The sequence below is a fragment of the Variovorax glucosi genome (assembly GCF_051216695.1).
Classification (GTDB): Bacteria; Pseudomonadota; Gammaproteobacteria; order Burkholderiales; family Burkholderiaceae_C; genus Variovorax.
The window spans coordinates 1,299,879-1,321,834 of the sequence record NZ_JBPJZE010000002.1 but is presented as its reverse complement, the minus strand read 5'-3'; the positions used below and the strand labels follow the sequence as shown (position 1 = coordinate 1,321,834).

Annotated in this window: 19 protein-coding genes; 10 read left to right on the top strand and 9 right to left on the bottom strand. The window is 65.7% G+C overall.

All coding sequences use genetic code 11. The features are described 5' to 3' along the window. The first annotated feature begins 80 nt into the window (after nt 1-80). On the top strand, nt 81-2,711 hold the full coding sequence (mutS, locus tag ACSFA3_RS14400; RefSeq protein ID WP_435506233.1) for a DNA mismatch repair protein MutS: 2,631 nt from the start codon (nt 81-83) through the stop codon (nt 2,709-2,711). Further along, on the top strand, nt 2,708-3,547 hold the full coding sequence (locus tag ACSFA3_RS14395; RefSeq protein ID WP_435506122.1) for a proteasome-type protease: 840 nt from the start codon (nt 2,708-2,710) through the stop codon (nt 3,545-3,547). The genes mutS and ACSFA3_RS14395 overlap by 4 nt, the downstream gene beginning before the upstream one ends. A gap of 3 nt (nt 3,548-3,550) precedes the next feature. On the opposite strand, the gene ACSFA3_RS14390 is transcribed toward ACSFA3_RS14395, so the two are convergent. The 6 genes from ACSFA3_RS14390 to ACSFA3_RS14365 form a co-directional block, all read right to left on the bottom strand. Beyond that, entirely contained in the window at nt 3,551-4,375 is an 825-nt protein-coding gene (locus ACSFA3_RS14390; protein WP_435506121.1) for an undecaprenyl-diphosphate phosphatase, read from the bottom strand. Between the two features lie 53 nt (nt 4,376-4,428). After that, a complete protein-coding gene (locus ACSFA3_RS14385; RefSeq protein WP_435506120.1) occupies nt 4,429-5,841 on the bottom strand; it encodes an efflux transporter outer membrane subunit in 1,413 nt (470 codons plus the stop codon). Further along, complete coding sequence (locus ACSFA3_RS14380; protein ID WP_435506119.1) at nt 5,838-9,068, bottom strand: efflux RND transporter permease subunit; 3,231 nt, start codon at nt 9,066-9,068, stop codon at nt 5,838-5,840. The genes ACSFA3_RS14385 and ACSFA3_RS14380 overlap by 4 nt, the downstream gene beginning before the upstream one ends. 481 nt (nt 9,069-9,549) lie before the next feature. Beyond that, a complete protein-coding gene (locus tag ACSFA3_RS14375) occupies nt 9,550-12,648 on the bottom strand; it encodes an efflux RND transporter permease subunit (protein WP_435506118.1) in 3,099 nt (1,032 codons plus the stop codon). Then, nucleotides 12,645-14,003 carry an efflux RND transporter periplasmic adaptor subunit gene (locus ACSFA3_RS14370; RefSeq protein ID WP_435506117.1) on the bottom strand — a complete coding sequence of 453 codons (1,359 nt, stop codon included), beginning with the start codon at nt 14,001-14,003 and terminating at the stop codon, nt 12,645-12,647. Before ACSFA3_RS14370 ends, ACSFA3_RS14375 begins: the two co-directional genes overlap by 4 nt. A gap of 146 nt (nt 14,004-14,149) precedes the next feature. Further along, complete coding sequence (locus tag ACSFA3_RS14365) at nt 14,150-14,527, bottom strand: hypothetical protein (protein WP_435506116.1); 378 nt, start codon at nt 14,525-14,527, stop codon at nt 14,150-14,152. A 132-nt stretch (nt 14,528-14,659) separates the two neighbouring features. On the opposite strand from ACSFA3_RS14365, the gene ACSFA3_RS14360 reads away from it, so the two are divergent. Continuing rightward, nucleotides 14,660-16,480: a glutamine--tRNA ligase/YqeY domain fusion protein gene (locus ACSFA3_RS14360; protein ID WP_435506115.1), complete on the top strand. Its 1,821-nt coding sequence runs from the start codon at nt 14,660-14,662 to the stop codon at nt 16,478-16,480. Between the two features lie 15 nt (nt 16,481-16,495). Further along, nucleotides 16,496-16,735, top strand: coding sequence for a hypothetical protein (locus ACSFA3_RS14355; protein ID WP_435506114.1), 240 nt, complete (start codon nt 16,496-16,498; stop codon nt 16,733-16,735). Here ACSFA3_RS14355 and ACSFA3_RS14350 read toward each other — a convergent pair. Further along, nucleotides 16,689-17,315, bottom strand: coding sequence for a LysE family translocator (locus ACSFA3_RS14350; RefSeq protein ID WP_435506113.1), 627 nt, complete (start codon nt 17,313-17,315; stop codon nt 16,689-16,691). The genes ACSFA3_RS14355 and ACSFA3_RS14350 overlap by 47 nt on opposite strands. 46 nt (nt 17,316-17,361) lie before the next feature. Here ACSFA3_RS14350 and ACSFA3_RS14345 point away from each other — a divergent pair, with 46 nt between their 5' ends. The 5 genes from ACSFA3_RS14345 to ACSFA3_RS14325 all read left to right on the top strand — a co-directional run bounded on the left by ACSFA3_RS14345 (nt 17,362) and on the right by ACSFA3_RS14325 (nt 20,474). Next, complete coding sequence (locus ACSFA3_RS14345; protein WP_435506112.1) at nt 17,362-17,670, top strand: nucleotidyltransferase family protein; 309 nt, start codon at nt 17,362-17,364, stop codon at nt 17,668-17,670. Between the two features lie 223 nt (nt 17,671-17,893). Further along, nucleotides 17,894-18,394 (top strand): hypothetical protein, encoded by a 501-nt coding sequence (locus ACSFA3_RS14340; protein ID WP_435506111.1) that lies wholly within the window; start codon nt 17,894-17,896, stop codon nt 18,392-18,394. Nucleotides 18,395-18,424: 30 nt separating this feature from the next. Continuing rightward, nucleotides 18,425-18,994, top strand: a complete 570-nt coding sequence (locus ACSFA3_RS14335) for a pseudouridine synthase (RefSeq protein WP_435506110.1) — start codon at nt 18,425-18,427, stop codon at nt 18,992-18,994. A 37-nt stretch (nt 18,995-19,031) separates the two neighbouring features. Then, on the top strand, nt 19,032-19,943 hold the full coding sequence (locus tag ACSFA3_RS14330; protein ID WP_435506109.1) for a peptidoglycan DD-metalloendopeptidase family protein: 912 nt from the start codon (nt 19,032-19,034) through the stop codon (nt 19,941-19,943). Between the two features lie 114 nt (nt 19,944-20,057). Next, nucleotides 20,058-20,474: a pyridoxamine 5'-phosphate oxidase family protein gene (locus ACSFA3_RS14325; protein ID WP_435506108.1), complete on the top strand. Its 417-nt coding sequence runs from the start codon at nt 20,058-20,060 to the stop codon at nt 20,472-20,474. A 1-nt stretch (nt 20,475) separates the two neighbouring features. Here the strand turns inward: ACSFA3_RS14325 and ACSFA3_RS14320 are convergent, their stop codons facing one another. Next, complete coding sequence (locus ACSFA3_RS14320; RefSeq protein ID WP_435506107.1) at nt 20,476-20,856, bottom strand: DoxX family protein; 381 nt, start codon at nt 20,854-20,856, stop codon at nt 20,476-20,478. A gap of 130 nt (nt 20,857-20,986) precedes the next feature. Between ACSFA3_RS14320 and ACSFA3_RS14315 the strand changes: the two genes are divergently transcribed. Beyond that, the gene (locus ACSFA3_RS14315) at nt 20,987-21,205 is read left to right on the top strand and encodes a hypothetical protein (protein WP_435506106.1); all 219 of its coding nucleotides are present in this window, start codon (nt 20,987-20,989) and stop codon (nt 21,203-21,205) included. A 6-nt stretch (nt 21,206-21,211) separates the two neighbouring features. On the opposite strand, the gene ACSFA3_RS14310 is transcribed toward ACSFA3_RS14315, so the two are convergent. Further along, on the bottom strand, nt 21,212-21,937 hold the full coding sequence (locus ACSFA3_RS14310; RefSeq protein ID WP_435506105.1) for an ABC transporter ATP-binding protein: 726 nt from the start codon (nt 21,935-21,937) through the stop codon (nt 21,212-21,214). Nucleotides 21,938-21,956: the final 19 nt, after the last annotated feature.

Here is a 21,956-nt window from a genome sequence, read left to right as displayed (position 1 = left end):
AGATGGACGGCAAGTTGTTGATTGACAAAGAAAAAGGGCAAATCGAGCCGACCGGCCAGGACCTGGCCAAGCACACCCCCATGATGGCCCAGTACCTAGGCCTCAAATCCGCCCACCCAGACACCCTCCTCTTCTACCGGATGGGCGACTTCTACGAGCTCTTCTACGCCGACGCAGAAAAAGCTGCCCGCCTCCTCGACATCACGCTCACCCAGCGCGGCCAGTCCGCCGGGCAGCCCATCGCCATGTGCGGCGTCCCGTTCCACGCGGTCGACACCTACCTCGCGCGCCTGATCAAGCTCGGCGAATCCGTCGCGATCTGCGAGCAGGTCGGCGAAGTCGGCTTGGGCAAGGGGCCGGTCGAGCGCAAGGTGATGCGCGTGGTCACGCCAGGCACGCTGACCGATGCGGAACTGCTGAACGACAAGACCGAATCGCTGCTGCTTTCCGTGCATGCGGGCGCACGCAACACGTGCGGGCTGGCATGGCTGAGCGTGACGGGCGCCGAACTGCGTCTGGCCGAATGCGCGGCCGACGCGCTCGAAGCCTGGATCGCCCGCATCGCGCCGAGCGAGCTGATCTACAGCGCCGAAGTCACGCCCGCGTTCGAGAACCGCCTCCGTGCCGCGCGCACCGCGACACCGTTCGTGCTGTCGATCCGGCCCGCCTGGCAGTTCGACGGCGCGCTTGGCGAGCGCAAGCTGTGCGAGCAGCTATCCAGCGCGAGCCTCGCGGCCTGGAATGCCGAATCGCTGGCGCAGGCGCATGCCGCCGCGTCCGCTCTCATCGGCTACGCGGAGCACACGCAGGGCCGCGTGCTGTCGCATCTGCAGCGGCTGACGGTCGAGCGCGACGGCGAACTGATCGACCTGCCGCCGACCACGAGGCGCAACCTGGAACTGGTGCAGACCCTGCGCGGCGAAGAAAGGCCGACGCTGTTTTCGCTGATCGACACCTGCATGACGGGCATGGGCAGCCGCCGCCTTAAGCGCTGGCTGCTGTCGCCGCGGCGCGACCGAAGCGAAGCGCAGGCGCGGCTCGAAGCCATCGGCGCGCTGCATGCGACCGATCTTTCGGCCACCTCACCCGCTTCATCCGCGTCGCCTTCGGTGGCGCCGCCGTGGCGCACCTTGCGGGAACAGCTCAAGAACATCAGCGACGTCGAGCGCATCGCTGCCCGCATCGCCTTGCGCCAAGTGCGCCCGCGTGAGCTGGTTGCGCTGCAGATCGCGCTGACCAAGGCCGAATCGCTCGGGCCGCTGCTGCCGGAAGGCGCGATGTTGCTGGAACGCATCGCCGATCATCTCGTGCCGCCACCGGGTTGCGCCGATCTGCTGGCGATCGCGATCAGGCCGGAGCCGTCCGCGCTGGTGCGTGACGGCGGCGTGATCGCGACCGGTCATGATGCCGAACTCGACGAGTTGCGCGCGATCAGCGAGAACTGTGACGAATTCTTGCTGAAGCTGGAAGTCAGCGAACGCGAGCGCACGGGCATCTCGAACCTGCGGGTGCAGTTCAACCGCGTGCACGGCTTCTATATAGAGGTGACGCAGAGCGCCCTGGGGAAAGTGCCCGACAACTACCGCCGCCGCCAGACGCTGAAGAATGCCGAGCGCTTCGTCACGCCCGAGCTGAAGGCATTCGAGGACAAGGCGCTGTCGGCGCAGGACCGCGCGCTGGCGCGCGAAAAATGGCTGTACGAGCAATTGCTCGATGCGCTGCAGCCGCATGTCGCGGCGCTGGGCCGGCTGGCGGGCGCGATCGCGACGCTCGATGCGCTGTGCGCGCTGGCCGAGCGCGCCCACACGCTGCACTGGAACGCGCCGAGCTTCGTCTCGCATCCGTGCATCGAGATCGCGCAGGGCCGGCATCCGGTGGTGGAGGCACGGCTGGCCGAAAAGTCGTCCGGCGCGTTCATCGCCAACGACACTCAGCTCGGTCCGCACCAGCGCATGCAGATCATCACCGGGCCGAACATGGGCGGAAAATCGACGTACATGCGGCAGATCGCGATCATCGTACTGCTGGCGTCCATCGGCTCGCATGTGCCGGCCACTGCCTGCCGGCTCGGGCCGATCGACGCGATCCACACCCGCATCGGCGCGGCCGACGACCTGGCGAACGCGCAGTCGACCTTCATGCTGGAAATGACCGAGGCTGCGCAGATCCTGCACAGTGCGTCGGCGCAATCGTTGGTGCTAATGGATGAAATCGGACGCGGAACGAGTACTTTCGACGGTCTGGCACTCGCTGCGGGCATCGCGGCGCAGCTGCACGACCGCACCAAGGCGTTCACGCTTTTCGCGACGCACTATTTCGAGCTGACGGAGTTTCCAGCGACGCACCATGGCGCGGTCAACATGCACGTGAGCGCAACCGAGAGCGTCGGCAAGGGCGGCAGGGACATCGTCTTCCTGCACGAGGTGCAGCCCGGACCGGCCAGCAAGAGCTACGGCATCCAGGTCGCGCGACTGGCAGGCATGCCGGCAGCGGTGGTCAACCACGCGCGGCAGGCGCTCGAGGCATTGGAGGCGCAGCAGACGGAGTCGCGCGCGCAGGTCGACCTGTTCGCGGCGCCGCCTGCAGCCCGGATGCCGGAGGCCAGCGCCGTAGAATCCGCGCTGGCAGCACTCAACCTCGACGCCATGAGCCCGCGAGAGGCGCTCGAAGCGCTCTACACACTCCAGAAACTGAACCCGCGAACACCATGACTTACTGTGTAGGCATCAAACTCAACGCCGGACTCGTCTTCCTTTCCGACTCGCGCACCAACGCCGGCGTCGATCACATCAGCACTTTCCGCAAGATGATCGTGTACGAGCAGCCCGGCGACCGCGTCATGGTGCTGCTGTCGGCAGGCAACCTGAGCATCTCGCAATCGGTGCGAGAAATCTTGCAGATCGAGGAACTTCGCGAGACCACCGAAGACGGCAAGGTCGGCCCGCCGATCACGATCTGGAACGCAAAGAGCATGTTCGACGCCACCCGCGTGCTCGGAGCGGCCGTGCGCCACGTCTACGACCGCGATGCAGAAGCGCTGAAGCACGCCGGGCTCGATTTCAACGTGTCGTTCATCTTCGGCGGGCAGGTTGCCGGCGAAGGCATGCGTCTGTTTCTGGTCTATTCGGCCGGCAACTTCATCGAAGCGACCAACGAGACACCGTACTTCCAGGTCGGCGAATCGAAATACGGCAAGCCGGTGCTCGACCGCGTGCTGACGCCCGTCACGCCGCTCGACGAAGCCGCCAAGTGCGCGCTGGTGTCGATGGATTCGACGATGAAGTCCAATCTGTCGGTCGGCCTGCCGCTCGATCTGGTGGTGTACGAGGCCAACTCGCTGCAGACCGACAAGATCGTCTGCATCGACGCCAACAACCCGTACTACCAGATGATGCACAACAGCTGGGGTCAGAAGCTGCGCGAAGTCTTCGACAGCATCGACGACCCGGTCTGGGACGACAGCGTCACCGAATTCCCGCTGATGATGCCGGCAGCGCGCCACAGCCCGCTGCGGAAGATCTCGACGCCGGACGAGAAGCTGATCTAGCCTTTATTCGGCCCAGACGACCAGACCGCTCCAGGCGGTTGCCAGCACCACGATGCCGAACGCGATGCGGTACCAGGCGAACGGCACGAAGTTGTGGGTGCTGATGTAGCGCAGCAGCCAGCGCACGCACAGCCAGGCGCTGATGAACGAGAACACCAGGCCGACGATGAACATCGGCAGGTCGGCCACCGACAGCAGCGCGCGCGACTTGTAGAGGCTGTACGCGCCCGCGCCGATCAGCGTCGGGATCGCAAGGAAGAACGAAAAATCCGTCGCCGCCTGCCTGCTGAGCCCGAGCAGCATGCCGCCGATGATGGTCGAGCCGCTGCGGCTGGTGCCCGGAATCATCGCGAAGCACTGCACCAGACCGACCTTGAGCGCATCGAATGCGGTCATGTCGTCGACGTTCTCGATGCGTACCGAGCCGGGCGGACGCTTCTCTGCCCACAGGATGATGAAGCCGCCGACGATGAAGGTCGTCGCGACGACCACCGGCGTGAACAGGTGCGCCTTGATGATCGAACCGAAGGCCAAGCCCAGAATCACCGCCGGCAGGAAGCCGATGACGACGTTCATCGCCAGCCGCTGAGCCTTGGCCTGCTTCGGCAGCGCGATCACGGTCGATTTGATCTTCTGCCAGTAGACGAGGATCACCGCGAAGATCGCGCCGGTCTGGATCGCGATGTCGAAGACCTTGGCCTTTTCGTCGTCGAAACCGAGCAGAGCCCCGGCAAGGATGAGGTGACCGGTCGAAGAGATCGGCAGGAACTCGGTGAGTCCCTCGACGATGCCCATGATGGCGGCCTTGGCCAGCAAAACAATATCCACGCGTGCTCCTGAAAAGAGCACCAATTATGGCGAAGCAGCGTGTCAGGCTACGTTCATATTCCGGTCCAACCGCCGCCGAGGCCCTGAATGAGTGCGACCGCTGCGTTCTGGCGGCTCGCCACCAGCTGCAACACCGTTCGTCGCGCGTTCAGCGCCGTGGCCTGCGCCGTCACCACTTCGGTATAGCTCACCTGCCCGGCGCGGTAGCGGTTAAGAATCTGCTGCTCGGTGCGGTCGGCGGCGGCCGAGGCTTCGCGGCGCAAGACCTCCTGCTCCGCGAGGCTCGCCGTTGCGGTGAGCTGGTCCTCGATCGACTGGAACGCCGTCAGCACCGTCTGCCGGTAGCTCGCCACCGACGCGTCGTACGCCGCCTTCGCCGCATCGACCCGCGCACCGATGGCACCCGCATCGAAGATCACCTGCGTCGCCGACAGGCCGAGCGACCACAGCACGTTCGAAGCGCTGAACAGGTCCGAAACGCTGGTCGACGAACGGCCGAGCGACGCGCTCAGGCTCAGGCTCGGGTAGTACGCCGAGCGCTGGATGGCGATCTGCGCATTCGCCACCGCGACCGAGCGCTCGGCGGCGGCGATGTCGGGCCGGCGCTGCAGCAGCGTCGACGGCACGCCGAGCGGTACGGACGGCACCACCGGCGTCCAGCCAGCGAGCGCCGGAATGCCGAAGTCGGACGGCGCCACGCCGACCAGCACGGCGATGGCATGTTCCAGGTTCGCGCGCGAGCGCTGCAATGCGACGCGGTCGGCGCGCGTGTTGGCGAGCAGCGTCTGCGCCTGCGAAACGTCGCTCTGCGCGGCGATGCCGGCCTGGTAGCGGTTCTGCGCGATCGTCAGCGAGCGTTCGTAGCCGGCCAATGTCTCGCCGACCAGCGCGAGTTCGGCATCGGTCTCGCGCAACGAGAAATAGTTGGATGCGAGCAAGCCCTGTGCGGACAGGCGCGCGGCGGCCAGATCGGCGGCACTGGCCTGGGCCTGCGCTTCGGCGCTGCCGACCGCCGTGCGCAGACGGCCCCAGACATCGGGCGTCCAGCTTGCGCCGAGCGACACGTCGGCGCTGCCGGTCGCGGTCGTGCGGTCGCCGTCGCGGTTGCCGCTGCGCGACGCGCCGCCCGAAAGCCCAAGCGTCGGAAACAGCGACGCACGCTGCTCGCGTACCAGCGCCCTCGCCTGCGCGTAATTCGCAACGGCGACGGCGATGTTCTGGTTCGACACCTGCACGCGCTCGGCCAGTTCGTTCAGCCCCGCATCGCCGAAAAGCTGCCACCACGGCCCGCGATCCAGCAGGTCGGCGGGCGCGGCGGGCAGCCAGCCTTCGGCGGCGGGCGCCTCTTTCCAGGCGGCGGGAACCGCGGTGACGGGGCGCTCGTAGACCGGCCCGACGGCGCAACCGCCGAGCAGTGCGGCGAGCGCGAGGACGACGGCGGTCGATCGGAAGGACGTTGCGTTCATGTCGAGTGAGAAGGTGTGAGGCCAGCCGGGTCCGGCGGCTCGGTGCCGCGCGCGAGCAGGTGCTCGTTCGGCGCACGGCGGCGCAGTTTGTCCATGAGCACGTAAACGACCGGCGTGGTCAGCAGCGTCAGCAACTGGCTGGCGATCAGCCCGCCGATGATCGCGACGCCCAGCGGCTGCCGCAGCTCCGAGCCCTGCCCGAAGCCGATCGCCAGCGGCAGCGCGCCGAGCGCCGCCGCCATCGTCGTCATCAGGATCGGGCGGAAGCGCAGCATGCAGGCCTCGCGCACGGCTTCGGTCGCGGTCAGCCCACGGGCACGTTCGGCGTCCAGCGCGAAATCGATGATCAGGATCGCGTTCTTCTTCACGATGCCGATCAGCAGGAACACGCCGATCAGCGCGATGACCGAAAACTCCATCCGCAACAGCAGCAAGGCCAGCACCGCGCCGACGCCGGCAGAAGGCAGCGTCGTCAGCACGGTGATCGGATGCACCAGGCTTTCGTAGAGCACGCCGAGCACGATGTAGATCACCACCAGCGCCGCGAAGATCAGCCAGAACTGCTGGCCCTGCCCTTGCTGGAACGTCGCCGCCGATCCGCCGAAAGCGCCGCGCACGTTGATCGGCATGGCGATGTCGGCGCCGGCCTGCTCGACGATCTTCTGTGCAGCGCCGAGCGCGACGCCGGGCGCGAGGTCGAACGAAATGGTGCTCGACAGCTCGCCGCCTTCGTGCGAGATCGATGTCGGAATCGCGCGCTCGGAAATCTTCGCGACGGCGCTCAGCGGCACCATCGTCGTCGGCGCCGTGCTGAGCGGCGCGCCGGTCGAAGCGCCGCGCTGTCCGGGGTTGGCGGAGGTCGTGACGACGGTGGTGCCGGTCAGCGACGAAGCCGATGTCGGGAGGTACAGATCCTTGAGCGCGGGCGGCCCCTGCATGAAACGCGGCGCCCATTCCATGATGACGGCGTACTGGTTGAGCTCGTCGTAGATCGTCGCGACCGAGCGCTGGCCGAACGCGTTGTAGAGCGCGCTGTCGACGGCGCTCGACGTGATGCCGAGGCGCGACGCGCTCTCGCGATCGACGGTGACGAAAGTCTCGACGCCGTTGTCGGACTGGTCGCTGTCGAGATCGGTCAGCGACGGTTCGGTCTTCAGGCGCTCGACCAGCTTGTTGGTCCAGGTGCGCAGATCGGAAAGGTTGTCGGCCTTGAGCGTGTACTGATAGGTCGAATTGCTCGACCGCCCGCCGCCGCGAAGATCCTGCACCTGGCCGAGGAACACGCGCAGGCCGGTCAGGCGGTTCAGCTGCGGTCGCAACCGTGCAATGACGACTTCGCTCGCCACCTTGCGCTCGGCCAGCGGCTTCAGGTTGACGAACATGAAGCCGCCACCCGCACGGCTGCCGCCCGAAAACCCGACCACCGTGTCGACTGCAGGATCGGCGCGGATGATGTCGACAGCCTGCTTCAGCTTCTCTCCCAGCGCCTGCGAAGAGATGCTCTGGTCGGCGCGCAATCCGCCGTTGAGCTGGCCGTTGTCCTGCTGCGGAAAAAATCCTTTCGGAATCTTCGCGAACAGATAGACGTTCAGTCCGACCACGGCCAGCAGGATCAGCATGACCAGCGCCTTGCTGTCGAGCGCCCAGTCGAGGCTGCGCTCGTAGGTGCGCAACACCGCGTCGTAGCTGCGCTCGGCCCAGCGCACCGGCCACGAAGCGCGACGCTGCGGACCGTCGACTTCCCTGGGTTCCGGGCGCAGCAGCAGCGCGCACATCATCGGCGTCGTCGTCAGCGAAATGACCAGCGAAATCATCACCGCCGCCGACAGCGTGACCGCGAATTCACGGAACAGCCGGCCGATCTGCCCGTCCATGAACAGCAGCGGAATGAACACCGCCACCAGCGACAGGCTGATGGACAGCACGGTGAACCCGACCTCGCGCGCCCCGAGCAGCGCCGCCTCCACGCGGTCCATTCCGTTCTCGATGTGGCGCATCGTGTTCTCCAGCACCACGATGGCATCGTCGACCACGAAACCGGTCGCGACCGTCAGCGCCATCAGGCTCAGATTGTTGAGGCTGAAACCCAGCAGATACATCACGCCGAAGGTGCCGAGCAGCGACACCACCGTCGCCACGGCCGGCACGATGGTCGCGCGCACCTTGCGCAGGAACAGCCCGACGACCAGCACCACGAGCACGATCGAAATCATCAGCGTGAACTCGATCTCCTTGAGCGACGCGCGGATGGAATTGGTGCTGTCCGACGCCACCGCCACTTCGATGTCCTGCGGCAGCTGCGCGCGCAACTCCGGCACCAGCGCACGCACACGGTCGACCGTTTCGATGATGTTGGCGTTCGGGTCGCGCGTGATCAGCACGATGATTCCCGGCTGACCGTTGAAAAGCCCCAGCGTGCGCCGGTTCTCGACGCCGTCCTGCACGTTCGCCACATCCGACAGCCGCACCGCCGCGTTGTTGCGCCACGCGACGATCAGCGACCGGTATTCCGCCGCCTGCCGCCCCGGCGAAGGCGTGTAGATCTGCAGCCGCCGCCCCTCGCCCTCGATCGCGCCCTTCGGTCGATTGGCAATCGTTGCCTGAATGGCGGCGCGCACGTCTTCCGTGCTGATCCCGTACTGGTTCAGCGCGAACGGCAACAACTCCACCCGCACCGCCGGCAGCGACCCGCCGCCGATCTCCACGTCCCCCACCCCCTCGACCTGCGCCAGCCGCTGGCTGACGATGTTCGACACCGCGTCGTAGATCTGCCCCGGCGTCTTGGTCTTGGACGTGAGCGCCAGGATGATCACCGGCGCCGACGCGGGATTGGCTTTGCGATAGGTCGGGTTGTTGCGCAACGTGGCCGGCAGATCGACCCGCGCGGCATTGATCGCGGCCTGCACCTCGCGCGCCGCACCGTCGATGTTTCGGTTGAGGTCGAACTGCAGCGTGACGCGGGCAGAGCCGGTCGAGCTCGTCGACGTCATCTCGTTGACACCGGCGATGGTGCCGAGTCGGCGTTCGAGCGGCGTCGCAACGCTGCTGGCCATGGTGTCCGGACTGGCGCCGGCGAGACTGGCAGTGACGGAGATGACAGGGAAATCGACCTTGGGCAAAGGCGAAACGGGCAGCACGAAGTACGCGGCGATTCCGGCCAGGGCGATGCCGATAGTCAGGAGGATCGTCGCGATGGGACGCTCGACGAAGGGTCTGGAGAGGTTCATGGGGAGGCGCGGTAGCAAAGGTCCGCGATTTCGGAGGCTGCGGCCCCCACCCCAGCCCTCCCCCGGTAGGGGAGGGAGTAACACCGGCAGCGGCGGCGGTCGATCGGATGTGCTTGTTCGAAGGCCGCTGCCCTCACCCCAGCCCTCTCCCTGAGGGAGAGGGAGTAATACCGGCGCAGCGGTCGTTCAACTGTCAGCAGCGAGCGCACAAGTCGCGCCACCCCCATAGCCCGGTGGATGAAGCGGCTGGGGCGACCCTTCTGCGCCGCTGAGGAGCGCAGCTTCAGGCGGATCAGGGCCAAAGCTGTCTGAGCGAAGCGAGTTCTTTGGACCCCGCCTGAAGCGAGCACCGCAAGGGAGCCCGAAGGGCCGGCGCAGCAGGGTCGCCCCAGCCGCTTCATCCACCGGGCGGCCCCGCCAGCGACCCCAACAGCCCCATCAACGACGGCAGCATCAGCATCAGCAACGGCAACGGCAAAAGTCACGCCACAACCTCATGACCAGAGCGCCGAGAAAACCTCCGCCCCACCCGGTCGAACGCCAGATAAATCACCGGCGTCGTGAACAGCGTCAACACCTGACTCACCACCAGCCCGCCGAAAATCGCCAACCCGAGCGGCCGCCGCAACTCCGCGCCCTCCCCAAATCCCAGCATCAACGGCACCGCAGCAAACAGCGCAGCCAGCGTCGTCATCAGGATCGGCCGGAAGCGCAAGAGCGCTGCCTGGTGAATCGCCTCCAGCGGCGTCATCCCCTGGTTGCGCTCCGCGTCGATCGCGAAGTCGATCATCATGATCGCGTTCTTCTTCACGATGCCGATCAGCAGAATGATCCCGATGATCCCGATCACCCCCAGGTCGTTGCCCGTCACCATCAGCGCCAGCAACGCACCGACCCCCGCCGAAGGCAGCGTCGACAGAATTGTCAGCGGATGCACGTAGCTCTCGTAAAGCACACCCAGCACGATATACACGCACACCACCGCCGCCAATATCAGCCACAGCTGGTTCGACAGCGAATTCTCGTAAGCCCCCGAAGCGCCCAGGAACGTCATCGTCACGCCCACCGGCAGCCCGACATCCTTTGCCGCCTGCCGGATCGCATCCACCGCCCGCCCGAGCGACACGCCGTCCGCCGTATCGAACCCCACCGTCGCGGCCGGGTACTGCGCCACGTGCGTGATCTGCAGCGGCGCCAGCTGCTCCCGCACCGTTGCGATTGCCGACAGAGGTGTCGATGCACCCGAGCCGGTCTTCAGGTTCAGCGTGCCGAGCTGCTGCGGCGTCTCGATCGAATCCGTCTTGGCTTCCAGGATCACGCGGTACTGGTTCGTCTCGGTAAAAATCGTCGAGACGATCCGCTGCCCGAATGCGCTGTAAAGCACATCGTCGACCGCGCTCGCAGTGATCGCCAGCCGCGAAGCCGTCGCCCGGTCGATGTCGACATACGCAGACAGGCCCTGCGCGCCCGCATCGCTGGTCACATTGCGCACTTCTTTCACGGTGGCAAGTCGCGCTCGGATCTTGTTCACCCACTGCGTCACCGTCGCCGAATCCACGCCTTCGATCGAGAAACGGAACTCGGTCGGCCCGGTCTCGGCATCGATGGTCAGGTCCTGCGTCGGTTGCAGATACAGCGTGACGCCAGCCACCTGCGACACGCGCAGGCGCAGCCGGTTCATCGTCGCTTCCTGCGCGCCGCGATCGGCCTTCAGGTTGATCAGCATGCGGCCGGTGTTGAGCATCGTGTTGTTGGCCGCATCGACGCCGGTGAACGAACTCAGGCTCTCGACTTCAGGATCGGCAAGGATCGCGCGCGCCGCCGCCTGCTGCAACTCGGCCATCCGCGCATACGACACGTCCTGCGCCGCCTCGATGCGGCCTTGCAGCTGGCCGGTGTCCTGCGTCGGGAACAGGCCTTTCGGGATCACGACATACAGAAGTACCGTCAGCCCCATCGTGGCCAGTGCGACGATCAGCGTCAGCCCCTGCCGCCGGAAGACCCATTGCAGCCAGATGTCGTAGCGCGCGATCACGCGGTCGAAGAACGCCTGCACCTTGCCGGCCAGCCCGCGCGTCGCGTTGTGCGGCTCGCTCTTCAGCCAGCGCGCCGACATCATCGGCACCAGCGTCAACGAAACGACAGCGGATATCAGGATCGTGATCGCCAGCGTCACCGCGAACTCCCGGAACAGCCGACCGACCACGTCGCCCATGAACAGCAGCGGGATAAGAACCGCAATCAGCGACACCGTCAGCGAAATGATGGTGAAGCCGATCTGCGCCGCACCCTTGATGGCGGCGGCGAAAGGCGCCTCGCCCTCCTCCAGGTAGCGCGAGATGTTCTCGATCATCACGATCGCGTCGTCCACCACGAAACCGGTCGCGATGGTCAGCGCCATCAGGCTCAGGTTGTTCAGGCTGTAACCCATCAGGTACATCAGCCCGCAAGTGCCGATCAGCGAAATCGGCACGGCGAGGCTCGCGATGACGGTGGCGCGCAGGCTGTGCAGGAAGAAGAAAATCACCAGCACCACCATCAGCACCGCCAGCAGCAGCTCGATCTCGACATGCTTCACGGACGCGCGGATGCCGGTGGTGCGGTCGCTCAGCACCTTGACGTCGAGCGTCGCGGGCAGGCCGGCCTGCAGTTCGGGAAGGCGCTTCTTGATCGCGTCGACGGTAGCGATGACGTTCGCGCCGGGCTGGCGCTGCACGTTCAGGATGATCGACGGCGTCAGTTGCCCGTCGATGCCGGACCATGCGCCCAACCTCGTGTTCTCCGCGCTGTCGACCACCGTCGCCACGTCGGTCATGCGGACCGGCGCGCCGTTGCGGAAGGCGACGATCAGGCTCTTGTAATCGTTGGCGGTAACGAGCTGGTCGTTGGCATTGATGGTGTACGAGCGCTTCGGCCCGTCGAAGCTGCCTTTGGCGCTGTTGGCGTTCGCGTTCGTAATGGCGGTGCGCAGCGTGTCGAGCCCGATGCCGTACGCGGCGAGCGCGGCGGTGTCGGCCTGGATCCGCACGGCAGGCCGCTGCCCGCCGGCCAGCGACACCAGCCCGACGCCGGACACCTGGCTGATCTTCTGGGCCAGCCGCGTGTTGACGATGTTCTGCACCTCGGTCAGCGGCATCGTGCCGGAGCTGATCGCGAGCGTCAGCACCGGCGCGTCGGCCGGATTCACCTTGGCATAGACCGGTGGCGCCGGCAGGTCGGCCGGCAGCAGCGAATTGCTGGCGTTGATGGCGGCCTGCACCTCCTGCTCGGCCACGTCGAGCGTCTCGCCCAGGCCGAATTGCAGCGTGATGATTGACACGCCCGACGCGCTGGTCGAACTCATTCGGTTCAGACCCGGCATCTGCCCGAACTGGCGCTCCAGCGGCGCGGTGACGGTGCGGCTCATGACTTCCGGACTGCCGCCGGGGTACAGCGTCTGGACCTGGATCGTCGGGTAATCGACCTGCGGCAGCGCAGACAGCGGCAAGAACTTGAAGCCGACCAGCCCCGCCAGCACGATCGCGACCATAAGCAGCGCGGTCGCGACCGGCCGCTCGATGAACGGGCGCGACGGGCTCATTCCGGGCGCCGCCGACGCGGGCCGGAGGCGCCGTCGCGCGGAGCTGCTGCCCCTGCCGCAGCGGAAGCGCCCGAACGCGGACGCGGCGCGTCGGTCGGCAGCTGCACGCTGGAACCGTCCTTCAGGCGGTCGCCGCCTTCGGTGACGACGCGCTCGCCCTCCTTCAGACCTTCGGTGACGACGACCGTCTCGACCGTCGATTCGCCGCGTTTCACCATCCGCATCGTCACCGTGCGGTTGTCGTTGATCACGTAGACGTAGTTGCCGGTGCCCGACGTTCGCAGCGCCGTGACCGGCACCGTGACAGCGCCGCCGATGGTGCGCAACAGCAGCCGCACGTTCACGAACTGGCTCGGGAACAGCGTGCTGCCCGCATTGGCGAAGCGCGCCTTGGCCTTGACGGTGCCGGTGGTGGTGTCGACGATGTTGTCGAGCGTCGAAAACATGCCGACGTCGAGCTGGGTCGCGCGGGTGCGGTCGAGCGCCGTCACGGCCATCTTCGCGCCGGAGCGCACGCGCGCCTCGATGTCGGGCACGCGGTCTTGCGGCACCGCGAACTGGACGTCGATCGGCGTCATCTGCGTGATCGTGGCGATGCCGGTCGTGGCGCCAGCGGCGACGTAGTTGCCGGGGTCGACGGTCCGCAGGCCGACGCGACCGCTGACGGGTGACGTGACGCGCGTGTAGTCGAGATTGAGTCTTGCCGTTCCCTCGGCCGCCTTGTCGGTCAGCACCGTGCCCTGCAGCTGCTTCACGAGTGCGGCCTGCGTGTCGACATCCTGCCGGGCGATGGAATCCTGGCCGAGAAGCGTTCGGTAGCGCTCCAGCGTGACGCGCGCGGCTTCCAGTTGCGCTTCATCGCGCTGCCGGGTGCCTTGCGCCTGCATCAGCGCCTGCTCGAAAGGGCGCGGGTCGATGCGCGCTAGCACGTCGCCTTTCCTGACCAGCTGGCCTTCGGTGAAGAGAACGTCGGTCATGACGCCGGAAACCTGGGCGCGGAGCGTGATCGTCGTGACAGGCGTCACGGTGCCCAGTGCGTCGAGGTAGACGGGGATGTCGGCGCGCGTGGCGGTCGCCATGCCGACCGTGACCAGCGTCGGACCGGACCCGCCGCTTCCGCTGCCTGCGCCTGGTGGTCCGCCGGGTCCACCCGGACCCGGTGGCCCGCCGGCCGTCGGCGCGCCCGCAGTGGCTGCTGGCGGCCTGTTTGCCAGATACCAGGCACCGCCGATCAACGCTGCAGTCGCCAGTACGGCGACAGCGCCACCGAGCCAGCGACGCCGACGGACGATCAAGGGAGTGGGCGCTGGCGCGTCGGAAAAGGCGGGAGGCGTCGGCGGCGGTCGGGGGTCCATGGGGAAAAATCCTGAGCAATAGCGGCCTCGGCGGGCGCTTCGGTCTGGATCGTAGCCTGCACCGACACAGGCTTTGCGACCGTCCGCCTACAGCGCCGTAAAGCGTCGGTAAAGCGTCAGTCGCGCCATCGGCCCCTCAGACCGACTCAGCGCCAGTCGCGGCGATCGTATCTGTCGTGACGGTCGTAACCGTCGCGGCCGTCGCGGTAATAGCCGGGTGCCGGACGGTAGTAGCCACGCGGCGGGCCGTAATAGACCGGTGCGGGCGGCGCGTAGTAGATCGGCGCCGGGCGGTAATACACCGGCGGTGGCGGCGGCTGGTAATAGACCGGGGCCGGCGGCTGGTAGTACTGGGGTGCGGGCGCGTAATACTGCGGTCCGCCGACGACGACGCCGGGCGCCGCGAAGCCGAGCGAAACACCTATGTCGGTGCGCGCATTGGCGGCGGCGGCGCCGAAGAGCGCTGCAGCAGCCACTGCACCGGCAGCGGCCCATTTGAAGAAAGTCGAACGTGAGAGAGTCATTTTGGCTCCTTGATGAAGGGCGAAAGCGCCCTGTGCCTGCATTGAACGCGTCAGTCGTCGATCAGGTTCACTCGGCTCGGTGAAGTTCGTTGCCAGACGTAACCCTGAAATGGTGCCGCCTAGAATGAACGGATGACCTCCCCCGCCGACAAAAACGCTCCAAAAGTGGGCAATTTCCTACGCCACGTCATCGAAAACGATCTCGAGCAGAACACCTATGCAACACGCCAGTGGGGCGGTTCACCCGGCGACGCGCAGCACCACGCGCAGGGCATGGCCGACCCGGCCAAGGTCCGAATGCGTTTTCCGCCGGAACCCAACGGCTATCTGCACATCGGTCATGCCAAGAGCATCTGGCTCAACTTCGAGATGGCGAAGGAATACGGCGGCGTCTGCCACCTGCGTTTCGACGACACCAATCCTGAAAAGGAAGAGCAGGAATACGTCGATTCGATCCGCGATGCGATCGACTGGCTCGGCTACGAAACCTACCTTGCCGACCGCCCCAGCGCGCCCGGCACGATGCAGCCGCACGAGTATTTCGCCAGCAACTACTTCGACTTCATGTATCGCGCGGCGGAATACCTGATCGAGTCCGGCCTCGCCTACGTCGACGAGCAATCGCCCGAAGACATGCGCACCAACCGCGGCGACTTCACCACGCCCGGCACCGACAGCCCGTTCCGCAGCCGCAGCGTCGCCGAGAACCTCGCCCGTTTCCGCGAGATGCGCGACGGCAAGCTAGAAGACGGCGCAGCCATCCTGCGCGCCAGGATCGACATGGCGAGCCCGAACATCAACATGCGCGACCCGGCGCTCTACCGCATCCGCCGCGCCACCCACCACAACACCGGCGACAAATGGTGCATCTACCCGATGTACACCTTCGCGCACCCGATCGAAGACGCGCTCGAGCAGATCACCCACAGCATCTGCACGCTCGAATTCGAAGACCAGCGCCCTTTCTACGACTGGCTGCTCGACCGCCTGTCCGAAGGCGGCCTGATCGCCACGCCGCATCCGCGCCAATACGAATTCGCACGCCTCAATGTTACGCACGTCATCACCAGCAAACGCAAGCTGCGCCAGCTGGTGGAGGAAGGCCATGTCGACGGCTGGGACGATCCGCGCATGCCCACGCTCGCAGGGCTGCGCCGCCGCGGCTACACGCCCGAGGCGCTGAAGCTGTTCTGCGAACGCAGCGGCGTCACGAAATCGGGCGGCTGGATCGACTACGCAAGCCTAGAAGCTGCGCTGCGCGACACCCTCGACCCGATCGCACCCCGCGCGATGGCCGTGCTGGACCCGGTCAAGCTGGTTCTGACGAACTGGGGCGAAGTGATGGGCGGCGCGAACAGGGATGAAAGCATGCTCGACGACTGCACCGCGCCGATCAACCCACGCGATGCAAGCGTCGGCCTGCGGCATTTCAAGATCGGGCGGGAAGTCTGGATCGAGCGGACGGACTACGAAGACGTGCAGCCGAAGGGATTCTTCCGGCTGTTCCCGGGGAACAAGGTGCGGCTGAAGTATGGCCACACGATCGAATGCATCGGTGCGACGCGGGATTCGGAAGGCCGGTTGGTCGAGGTGCAGGCGAGGCTGCTGCCGGACACGAAGAGTGGGACGCCGGGGGCGGATGCCGTGAAGGTGAAGGGGAATATCACCTGGGTGGCGGTGGCTGATGCTGTTCCTGCGGAAGTGCGGCTGTATGAGCGGTTGTTCGCTGCGGAGAAGCCGGGGAGTGGCGAGTTGCTGGATGAATTGAACAAGGACAGTCTGGTCGCTTGTTCGGCGTTCGTGGAGCCTTCGCTGTCGGGGGCGAATGCGGGGAACGGTGCAGGGATTCAGTTCGAGCGGCACGGGTACTTCGTGCTGGATACGAAGGCTGCTGGCGCCGAGAAACATGTCTTCAATCGTGCGGCTGGGATGCGGGACGGTTGGGGGAAGTAGTCAGCAAAGGCTCGAATGTCCGAACTGGTCAAGTACGCGCAGATTCAACCGCAGGGCACGCTGGTTGACTTCATGCAACGCTCCCCGCTGTTCGACCTGGACGATCTGGTGTTCGAGCGCGAAGCCGGTCTGACGCGCGAGATACACCAAGGACTTTGCCGGTTTGCCGGTGCAGTTGTTCAACCCTTGGTCTACGAGTTGAGTCGCGTCACGCACTCCGACGCGTCAGCAACAACAACCCACCCATCAGCGTAAACAACCCGCCGCAAATCCGGTTCACCCAGCGCACCGGACCGCTCTGCCTCAGCAACGGCGCCAGTCGAGAAACGCTCAACGCACAAACCGTCAGCACCGCGAATTCGAACGCCATGAACGTCATCGCAAGGATGGCGAACTGCGGCGCCATCGGTGCAGCCGGATTCAGGAATTGCGGGAAGAACGCGGCAAAGAACAGTACCGCCTTCGGGTTGCTGGCGCCGACAAGCAGGCCCTGCAGGTAGAACGATCGCCGTGGCAACCCTGCCGCATCGCCCTCGACCTTCAAAGCCGACGCATCGCTGCGGAAGGTCTTGATGCCCAGCCAGATCAGGTACGCCGCGCCGACCAGCTTGGCGGTCGTGAACGCCGTTTCCGATGTAGCCAACAGCGCGCCTAATCCCATGGCAGACAGCACCATCACCACTAACACCGCAGAAACCGAACCCGCCACCGAAGTCATCGCCTGGCGCGGACCATGGTTCAAGGCGTTCGTCATGCACATGAGCATGGTCGGACCCGGCGTAGCGATCAGCAGCGCGACGGCTGCGACATAGAGGAGGTAGGTGGAAAGCGTCATGGGGAAAGTATGCAGGAGCGAGCGTGGAGCGGACTAAACTCCCGCCATGCATCCCGCCATCGCCCAACACCGCGCCGGCATCTCCGTCATCTGTCAGCGCTATCGAATTCGCAGGCTGGATGTTTTCGGCTCGGCTGCACGTTCGGACGATTTTGATGCGGCTCGCAGCGATGCAGATTTTCTGATTGAGTTCGAGCCGGATGTGCTTGTCGAGCTAAGTACGTTTTTTGGAGCCAAAGATGCCCTCGAACAGCTACTTGGACGCGATGTCGATCTAGTGGAAGCCGGCGCGATACGCAACCCTTTTGTTCTCGACAGCATCAACCGTAGCCGCGAACCTGTTTATGCAGCGTGAACCACAGGCCTTTCTCTAGGACGTCAAGACGTCCGTTCTAGAAATCCTGACTCGACCAAGCGAATGCTCTTCTTGATGAACTGAGCTCTCGCTGACCCCGGCGATTTGCATATTGAAGAGACGTCTTTCAGAAGCGCACCCATCCTTCGCGCCCATCGCTGACACCCGCAGCCCGCCCCGCAACACAGAATCGCGCACCTCGAATCCTCACAGCGCGCATTCCATGAAATCCTTCCTCCGCATCTACGCCGTCGTCCACGCGGTGATGGCGCTCCTGTTCGCAATCGCAAGCGTCACGCTGATGGTCATCGCAGCGCACAGCGGGTGGATGGCGCTCTCGCAGGGCCTGGACACCTCTGCGGGCGAAGCAGTGATCGAAGCGATCGGCTTGCTGGCCGCGGCGGTCGTGGCACTGCAGATCTCCCAGACGATTGCCGAGGAAGAAGTCATTCGCGATTCGCACATCGGCGCGCCGACGCGGGTGCGGCGCTTTCTGTCCCGCTTTCTCGTGGTGATCGCCGTCGCCATCGCTGTCGAGGCACTGGTCGCGACGTTCAAGTCGCGCGAGACGCCGGAGTTGATGCTTTACGCATCGGCGCTTTTCAGCTCGCTCGGCCTGGTGCTGGCCGGCTGGGGTGCCTTCATCTACCTCAACCGCTCCGCCGAGGAACTCGAACCCGAGGCAATGGAAGACGCCAAGAAAGAGGATCGGAAGCTGGAGTGACGTCGGTGGCGCGCTAAGCTCGCCGGCGCCATGGTGCTCGCCCCTCCCCCGTCCGACCTGATTCTCTTCAACAAACCGTACGGCGTCCTCAGCCAGTTCACGCCCGAAGGTCGCTGGCGGGGGTTGAAGGATTTCATCGACGTTCCGGATGTCTACGTCGCTGGCCGACTCGATGCGGACAGCGAGGGACTGCTGCTCCTCACCGGCGACGGCAGGCTGCAGGCGCGCATCGCCGATCCACGCTTCAAGATGGAAAAGACCTACTGGGTGCAGGTCGAGGGCGTGCCTGATGAATCGGCGCTCGCGGCCCTGCGCGACGGCATCCAGCTTAACGACGGCGCGACGCGTCCAGCGCGTGCGCGGCTGCTCGATCCGCCGCCCGATATATGGAACCGCGAGCCACCGATCCGCGTCAGGCAGAGCATTCCCACCTCGTGGATCGAGCTCGCCATCAAGGAAGGCCGCAACCGCCAGGTGCGGCGCATGACGGCTGCTGTCGGCTTCCCGACGCTGCGACTGATTCGCGCATCGATCGGCCCGTATGCGCTGGATGGACTGGCACCCGGGGCCTGGAAGGGCCAGCTCGCCATCGGGCCTTGAAGCAGGTTCGGCTCCGATCGGCCGCTAGACTCGAACAATGCCTGCTCGACACTTGCCAGACCCTGCGCAGCCACCCTCGCCCGGTCGCCGTTCCGCCCTTATCGCCGCCATCGGTGCTGCGGCGGCAACCACCCTTCCTTTCTCCGCCGCGGCGCGTCAGGCCACAGCGTCGCCGTCGCCATTGCCCGCCATCTGGCCGCAGCCGGCGCAGGTTCCCGGCGGCGTGGCGCGTCTTTCGCTCGGCCCCTCGGCGACGCGCCCGGCTGCTTTTGCCGGCGAAGTGCCGCTGCTGGTGATCGGCGATGCGATCGACTGGACGGCGCTGGTGGGCATTCCGCTTTCCGCGCGAACCGGCTCGGCGCACATCGCGCTGCGCAGCCCCGGCAAGGCGGAGCGGCAGATCGACTACCTCATCGCCGGCAAGCAGTATCAGGAGCAGCGCCTGAAGGTCGCGCCGGGAACGGTCGATCTCTCGCCGGCCGACCAGGCGCGCTACGAGCGCGAACGTGTGCATCTGGCGGACGTCATGGCGACGTTCAGCGCCTCGCTGCCACCGCAGGAGCTGAAGATGCGCGTTCCGGTTCCGGGCCGGCGCTCGAGTTCGTTCGGACTGCGACGCGTGTTCAACGGTCAGTCGCGCAATCCGCACAGCGGCATGGACATCGCCGCGGCCACCGGCACGCCGATCGTCGCGCCGCTTCCCGGCAAGGTGATCGACACCGGCGACTACTTCTTCAACGGCAACACGGTCTGGCTGGACCACGGTGCCGGCCTGCTCACGATGTACTGCCACCTGAGCGCCATCGGCGTGAAGCCGGGCGACATCTGCGACCCGGGCGAGCAGATCGGCGCCGTCGGTGCCACGGGACGGGTCACGGGGCCGCATCTGCACTGGGGCGTGATGTTGAACCGGACGATGGTCGATCCGGCGCTTTTCATCGACGCCTGATCGCGCGCCACGGTCTATCGATGGAACCGCGTGGAAAACGGCGCGGCGTCCCACAGCTCGCGGATTCGTAGTTGATAAGTTGCAAATCCCATCAACTCATCCGAATACGAAATCATGACCGCAGTCACCCTCCAAGCCATGGCCAAGATGATGCGCGATCTGGACATCGCCATGCTCAGCACCGTGACCGACGACGGTTCCATTGCAGGCAGGCCCATGAGCAACAACGGCGACGTCGACTACGACGGCGACTCCTTCTATTTCACGTTCGAGCAGTCGCGCACCGTGGCCGACATCGAACGCAACCCGCGAGTCGGACTGGCTTTCGAGGGCGCTGATGGCCTGTCGATCCACGTGAGCGGACATGCCGAGCTGATCCGCGACAAGGACCAGTTCGAAGCACACTGGGTCGCAGAACTCGACCACTGGTTCGACGACGGCATCGACACGCCGGGCATCGTACTGATCAAGGTCGGCGCAGACCGCATCAAGTACTGGCGCGGCGAAGAAAACGGCGAGTGGACGGCCTGAGTCAGCTCCGACGCTCGGAGCGCCAGGTCGTCCACGCGATCAGCGCCAGCAGCGCTATCTGCAGCGGCAGACGGAGCACCAGTGCCCAGTAAGGGACCGACGGGAATAGCCCGGGTTCCTGCAGCATGTGGACGTTTGCCGGCGTGACGGCGATGGTCAGGAGAAAAAGCCCGATACCGGCCGCGCGCCGGGTCGGCCTCCATAGCAATCCGGCCGCGCCCAGCAGCTCGAGCACTCCGCTGGCCAGTACGACCTCACGCGGCCACGGAATGTACGGCGGCACGATGCGCATCTCGGTCGCGGTCGCTACGAAGTGCGCGATCCCGCCGATGAAGAACCACAAGAAAACGAAGGCCAGTCCGGCCCGGCGCAATGGAGTCATGGTGCAACATTAAGCTTCGCGGCTGAAGCGGAAGTCAGCGGCCCGCCCGGCGGCGAGTCGTCCGACACGGGCATCCAGCCCGGCCCGCTCTAATCACTGCGGATTCAATTCACCAACAGGAGAGATCGTCATGCCTCAGTTCGGCACCATCAAGGGACTCGTCGTCTACACACCCGGAGACGGGCCGCCGCTCGAAATCCCGCTCGGCAAGGTCGAGATCGATCTCACGGCGCCCGATAGTGCCACCCTCAGCTGGGAGGCGGACGACGGCGTGCTCGGCCTGACAGCCATTCCTCGCACGACGTTCGACGAGTATGTCGAAGCCGGCAAGATCGAACTCGAAGCCTGAGTCTTTTCAGTGGCCGCCGCCGCCGAGGTAGGCGGCCTTCACTGCGGGGTCGTCGCGAAGCTTGTCCGCCGGCCCGTGCAGCGAGATCTTTCCGTTCTCCAGCACATAGCCGTAATCGGCCACACCCAGCGCAGCGGCCGCGAACTGCTCGACCAGCAGCATCGTGACGCCCTCGCTTTTCAAGCGCTCGATGATGCGGAAGACTTCCGCCACCAGGATCGGCGCCAGCCCCATCGACGGCTCGTCGAGAAGAACGACCTCCGGATTCAGCATCACGGCGCGCGCCATGGCGAGCATCTGCTGCTCGCCGCCAGAAAGCGTGCCGGCGAGCTGCATGCGACGCTCTTTCAGCCGCGGGAACAGCTCCAGCGCACGTTCCAGATCGCCAGGCACGTCACCGCGCGGGCGGCTTCCGGTCAGGCGCGGAAATGCGCCGAGCGTCAGGTTGTCGGTCACCGTCATGGTGGCGAAGACGCGCCGGCCTTCCGGTGAATGCGCGAGCCCCTGTTTGGCTATGTGATAGCTCTCCAGCCCGTCGATACGCTTGCCGTTCAGCGTGATCTCGCCGGCCGTCGGCGCGATCATTCCGGAGATGGCGCGCATGGTCGTCGTCTTGCCGGCGCCATTGGAGCCGATCAGCGTGACGACCTTGCCCTTGGGCACCTCGATCGAGATGCCGTGCAGCACCTGCACCTTGCCGTAGCCGGCGGATAAGTTGTGGATGGTCAGCATGGGTTGTTCCGTCTGCGCG

Coding starts and splice junctions, on each gene's coding strand:
- mutS (WP_435506233.1), top strand. CDS start 81: ATGATGGCCCAGTACCTAGGCCTCAAATCCGCCCACCCAGACACCCTC.
- ACSFA3_RS14395 (WP_435506122.1), top strand. CDS start 2,708: ATGACTTACTGTGTAGGCATCAAACTCAACGCCGGACTCGTCTTCCTT.
- ACSFA3_RS14385 (WP_435506120.1), bottom strand. CDS start 5,841: ATGAACGCAACGTCCTTCCGATCGACCGCCGTCGTCCTCGCGCTCGCC.
- ACSFA3_RS14380 (WP_435506119.1), bottom strand. CDS start 9,068: ATGAACCTCTCCAGACCCTTCGTCGAGCGTCCCATCGCGACGATCCTC.
- ACSFA3_RS14375 (WP_435506118.1), bottom strand. CDS start 12,648: ATGAGCCCGTCGCGCCCGTTCATCGAGCGGCCGGTCGCGACCGCGCTG.
- ACSFA3_RS14370 (WP_435506117.1), bottom strand. CDS start 14,003: ATGGACCCCCGACCGCCGCCGACGCCTCCCGCCTTTTCCGACGCGCCA.
- ACSFA3_RS14365 (WP_435506116.1), bottom strand. CDS start 14,527: ATGACTCTCTCACGTTCGACTTTCTTCAAATGGGCCGCTGCCGGTGCA.
- ACSFA3_RS14360 (WP_435506115.1), top strand. CDS start 14,660: ATGACCTCCCCCGCCGACAAAAACGCTCCAAAAGTGGGCAATTTCCTA.
- ACSFA3_RS14355 (WP_435506114.1), top strand. CDS start 16,496: ATGTCCGAACTGGTCAAGTACGCGCAGATTCAACCGCAGGGCACGCTG.
- ACSFA3_RS14350 (WP_435506113.1), bottom strand. CDS start 17,315: ATGACGCTTTCCACCTACCTCCTCTATGTCGCAGCCGTCGCGCTGCTG.
- ACSFA3_RS14345 (WP_435506112.1), top strand. CDS start 17,362: ATGCATCCCGCCATCGCCCAACACCGCGCCGGCATCTCCGTCATCTGT.
- ACSFA3_RS14340 (WP_435506111.1), top strand. CDS start 17,894: ATGAAATCCTTCCTCCGCATCTACGCCGTCGTCCACGCGGTGATGGCG.
- ACSFA3_RS14335 (WP_435506110.1), top strand. CDS start 18,425: ATGGTGCTCGCCCCTCCCCCGTCCGACCTGATTCTCTTCAACAAACCG.
- ACSFA3_RS14330 (WP_435506109.1), top strand. CDS start 19,032: ATGCCTGCTCGACACTTGCCAGACCCTGCGCAGCCACCCTCGCCCGGT.
- ACSFA3_RS14325 (WP_435506108.1), top strand. CDS start 20,058: ATGACCGCAGTCACCCTCCAAGCCATGGCCAAGATGATGCGCGATCTG.
- ACSFA3_RS14320 (WP_435506107.1), bottom strand. CDS start 20,856: ATGACTCCATTGCGCCGGGCCGGACTGGCCTTCGTTTTCTTGTGGTTC.
- ACSFA3_RS14315 (WP_435506106.1), top strand. CDS start 20,987: ATGCCTCAGTTCGGCACCATCAAGGGACTCGTCGTCTACACACCCGGA.
- ACSFA3_RS14310 (WP_435506105.1), bottom strand. CDS start 21,937: ATGCTGACCATCCACAACTTATCCGCCGGCTACGGCAAGGTGCAGGTG.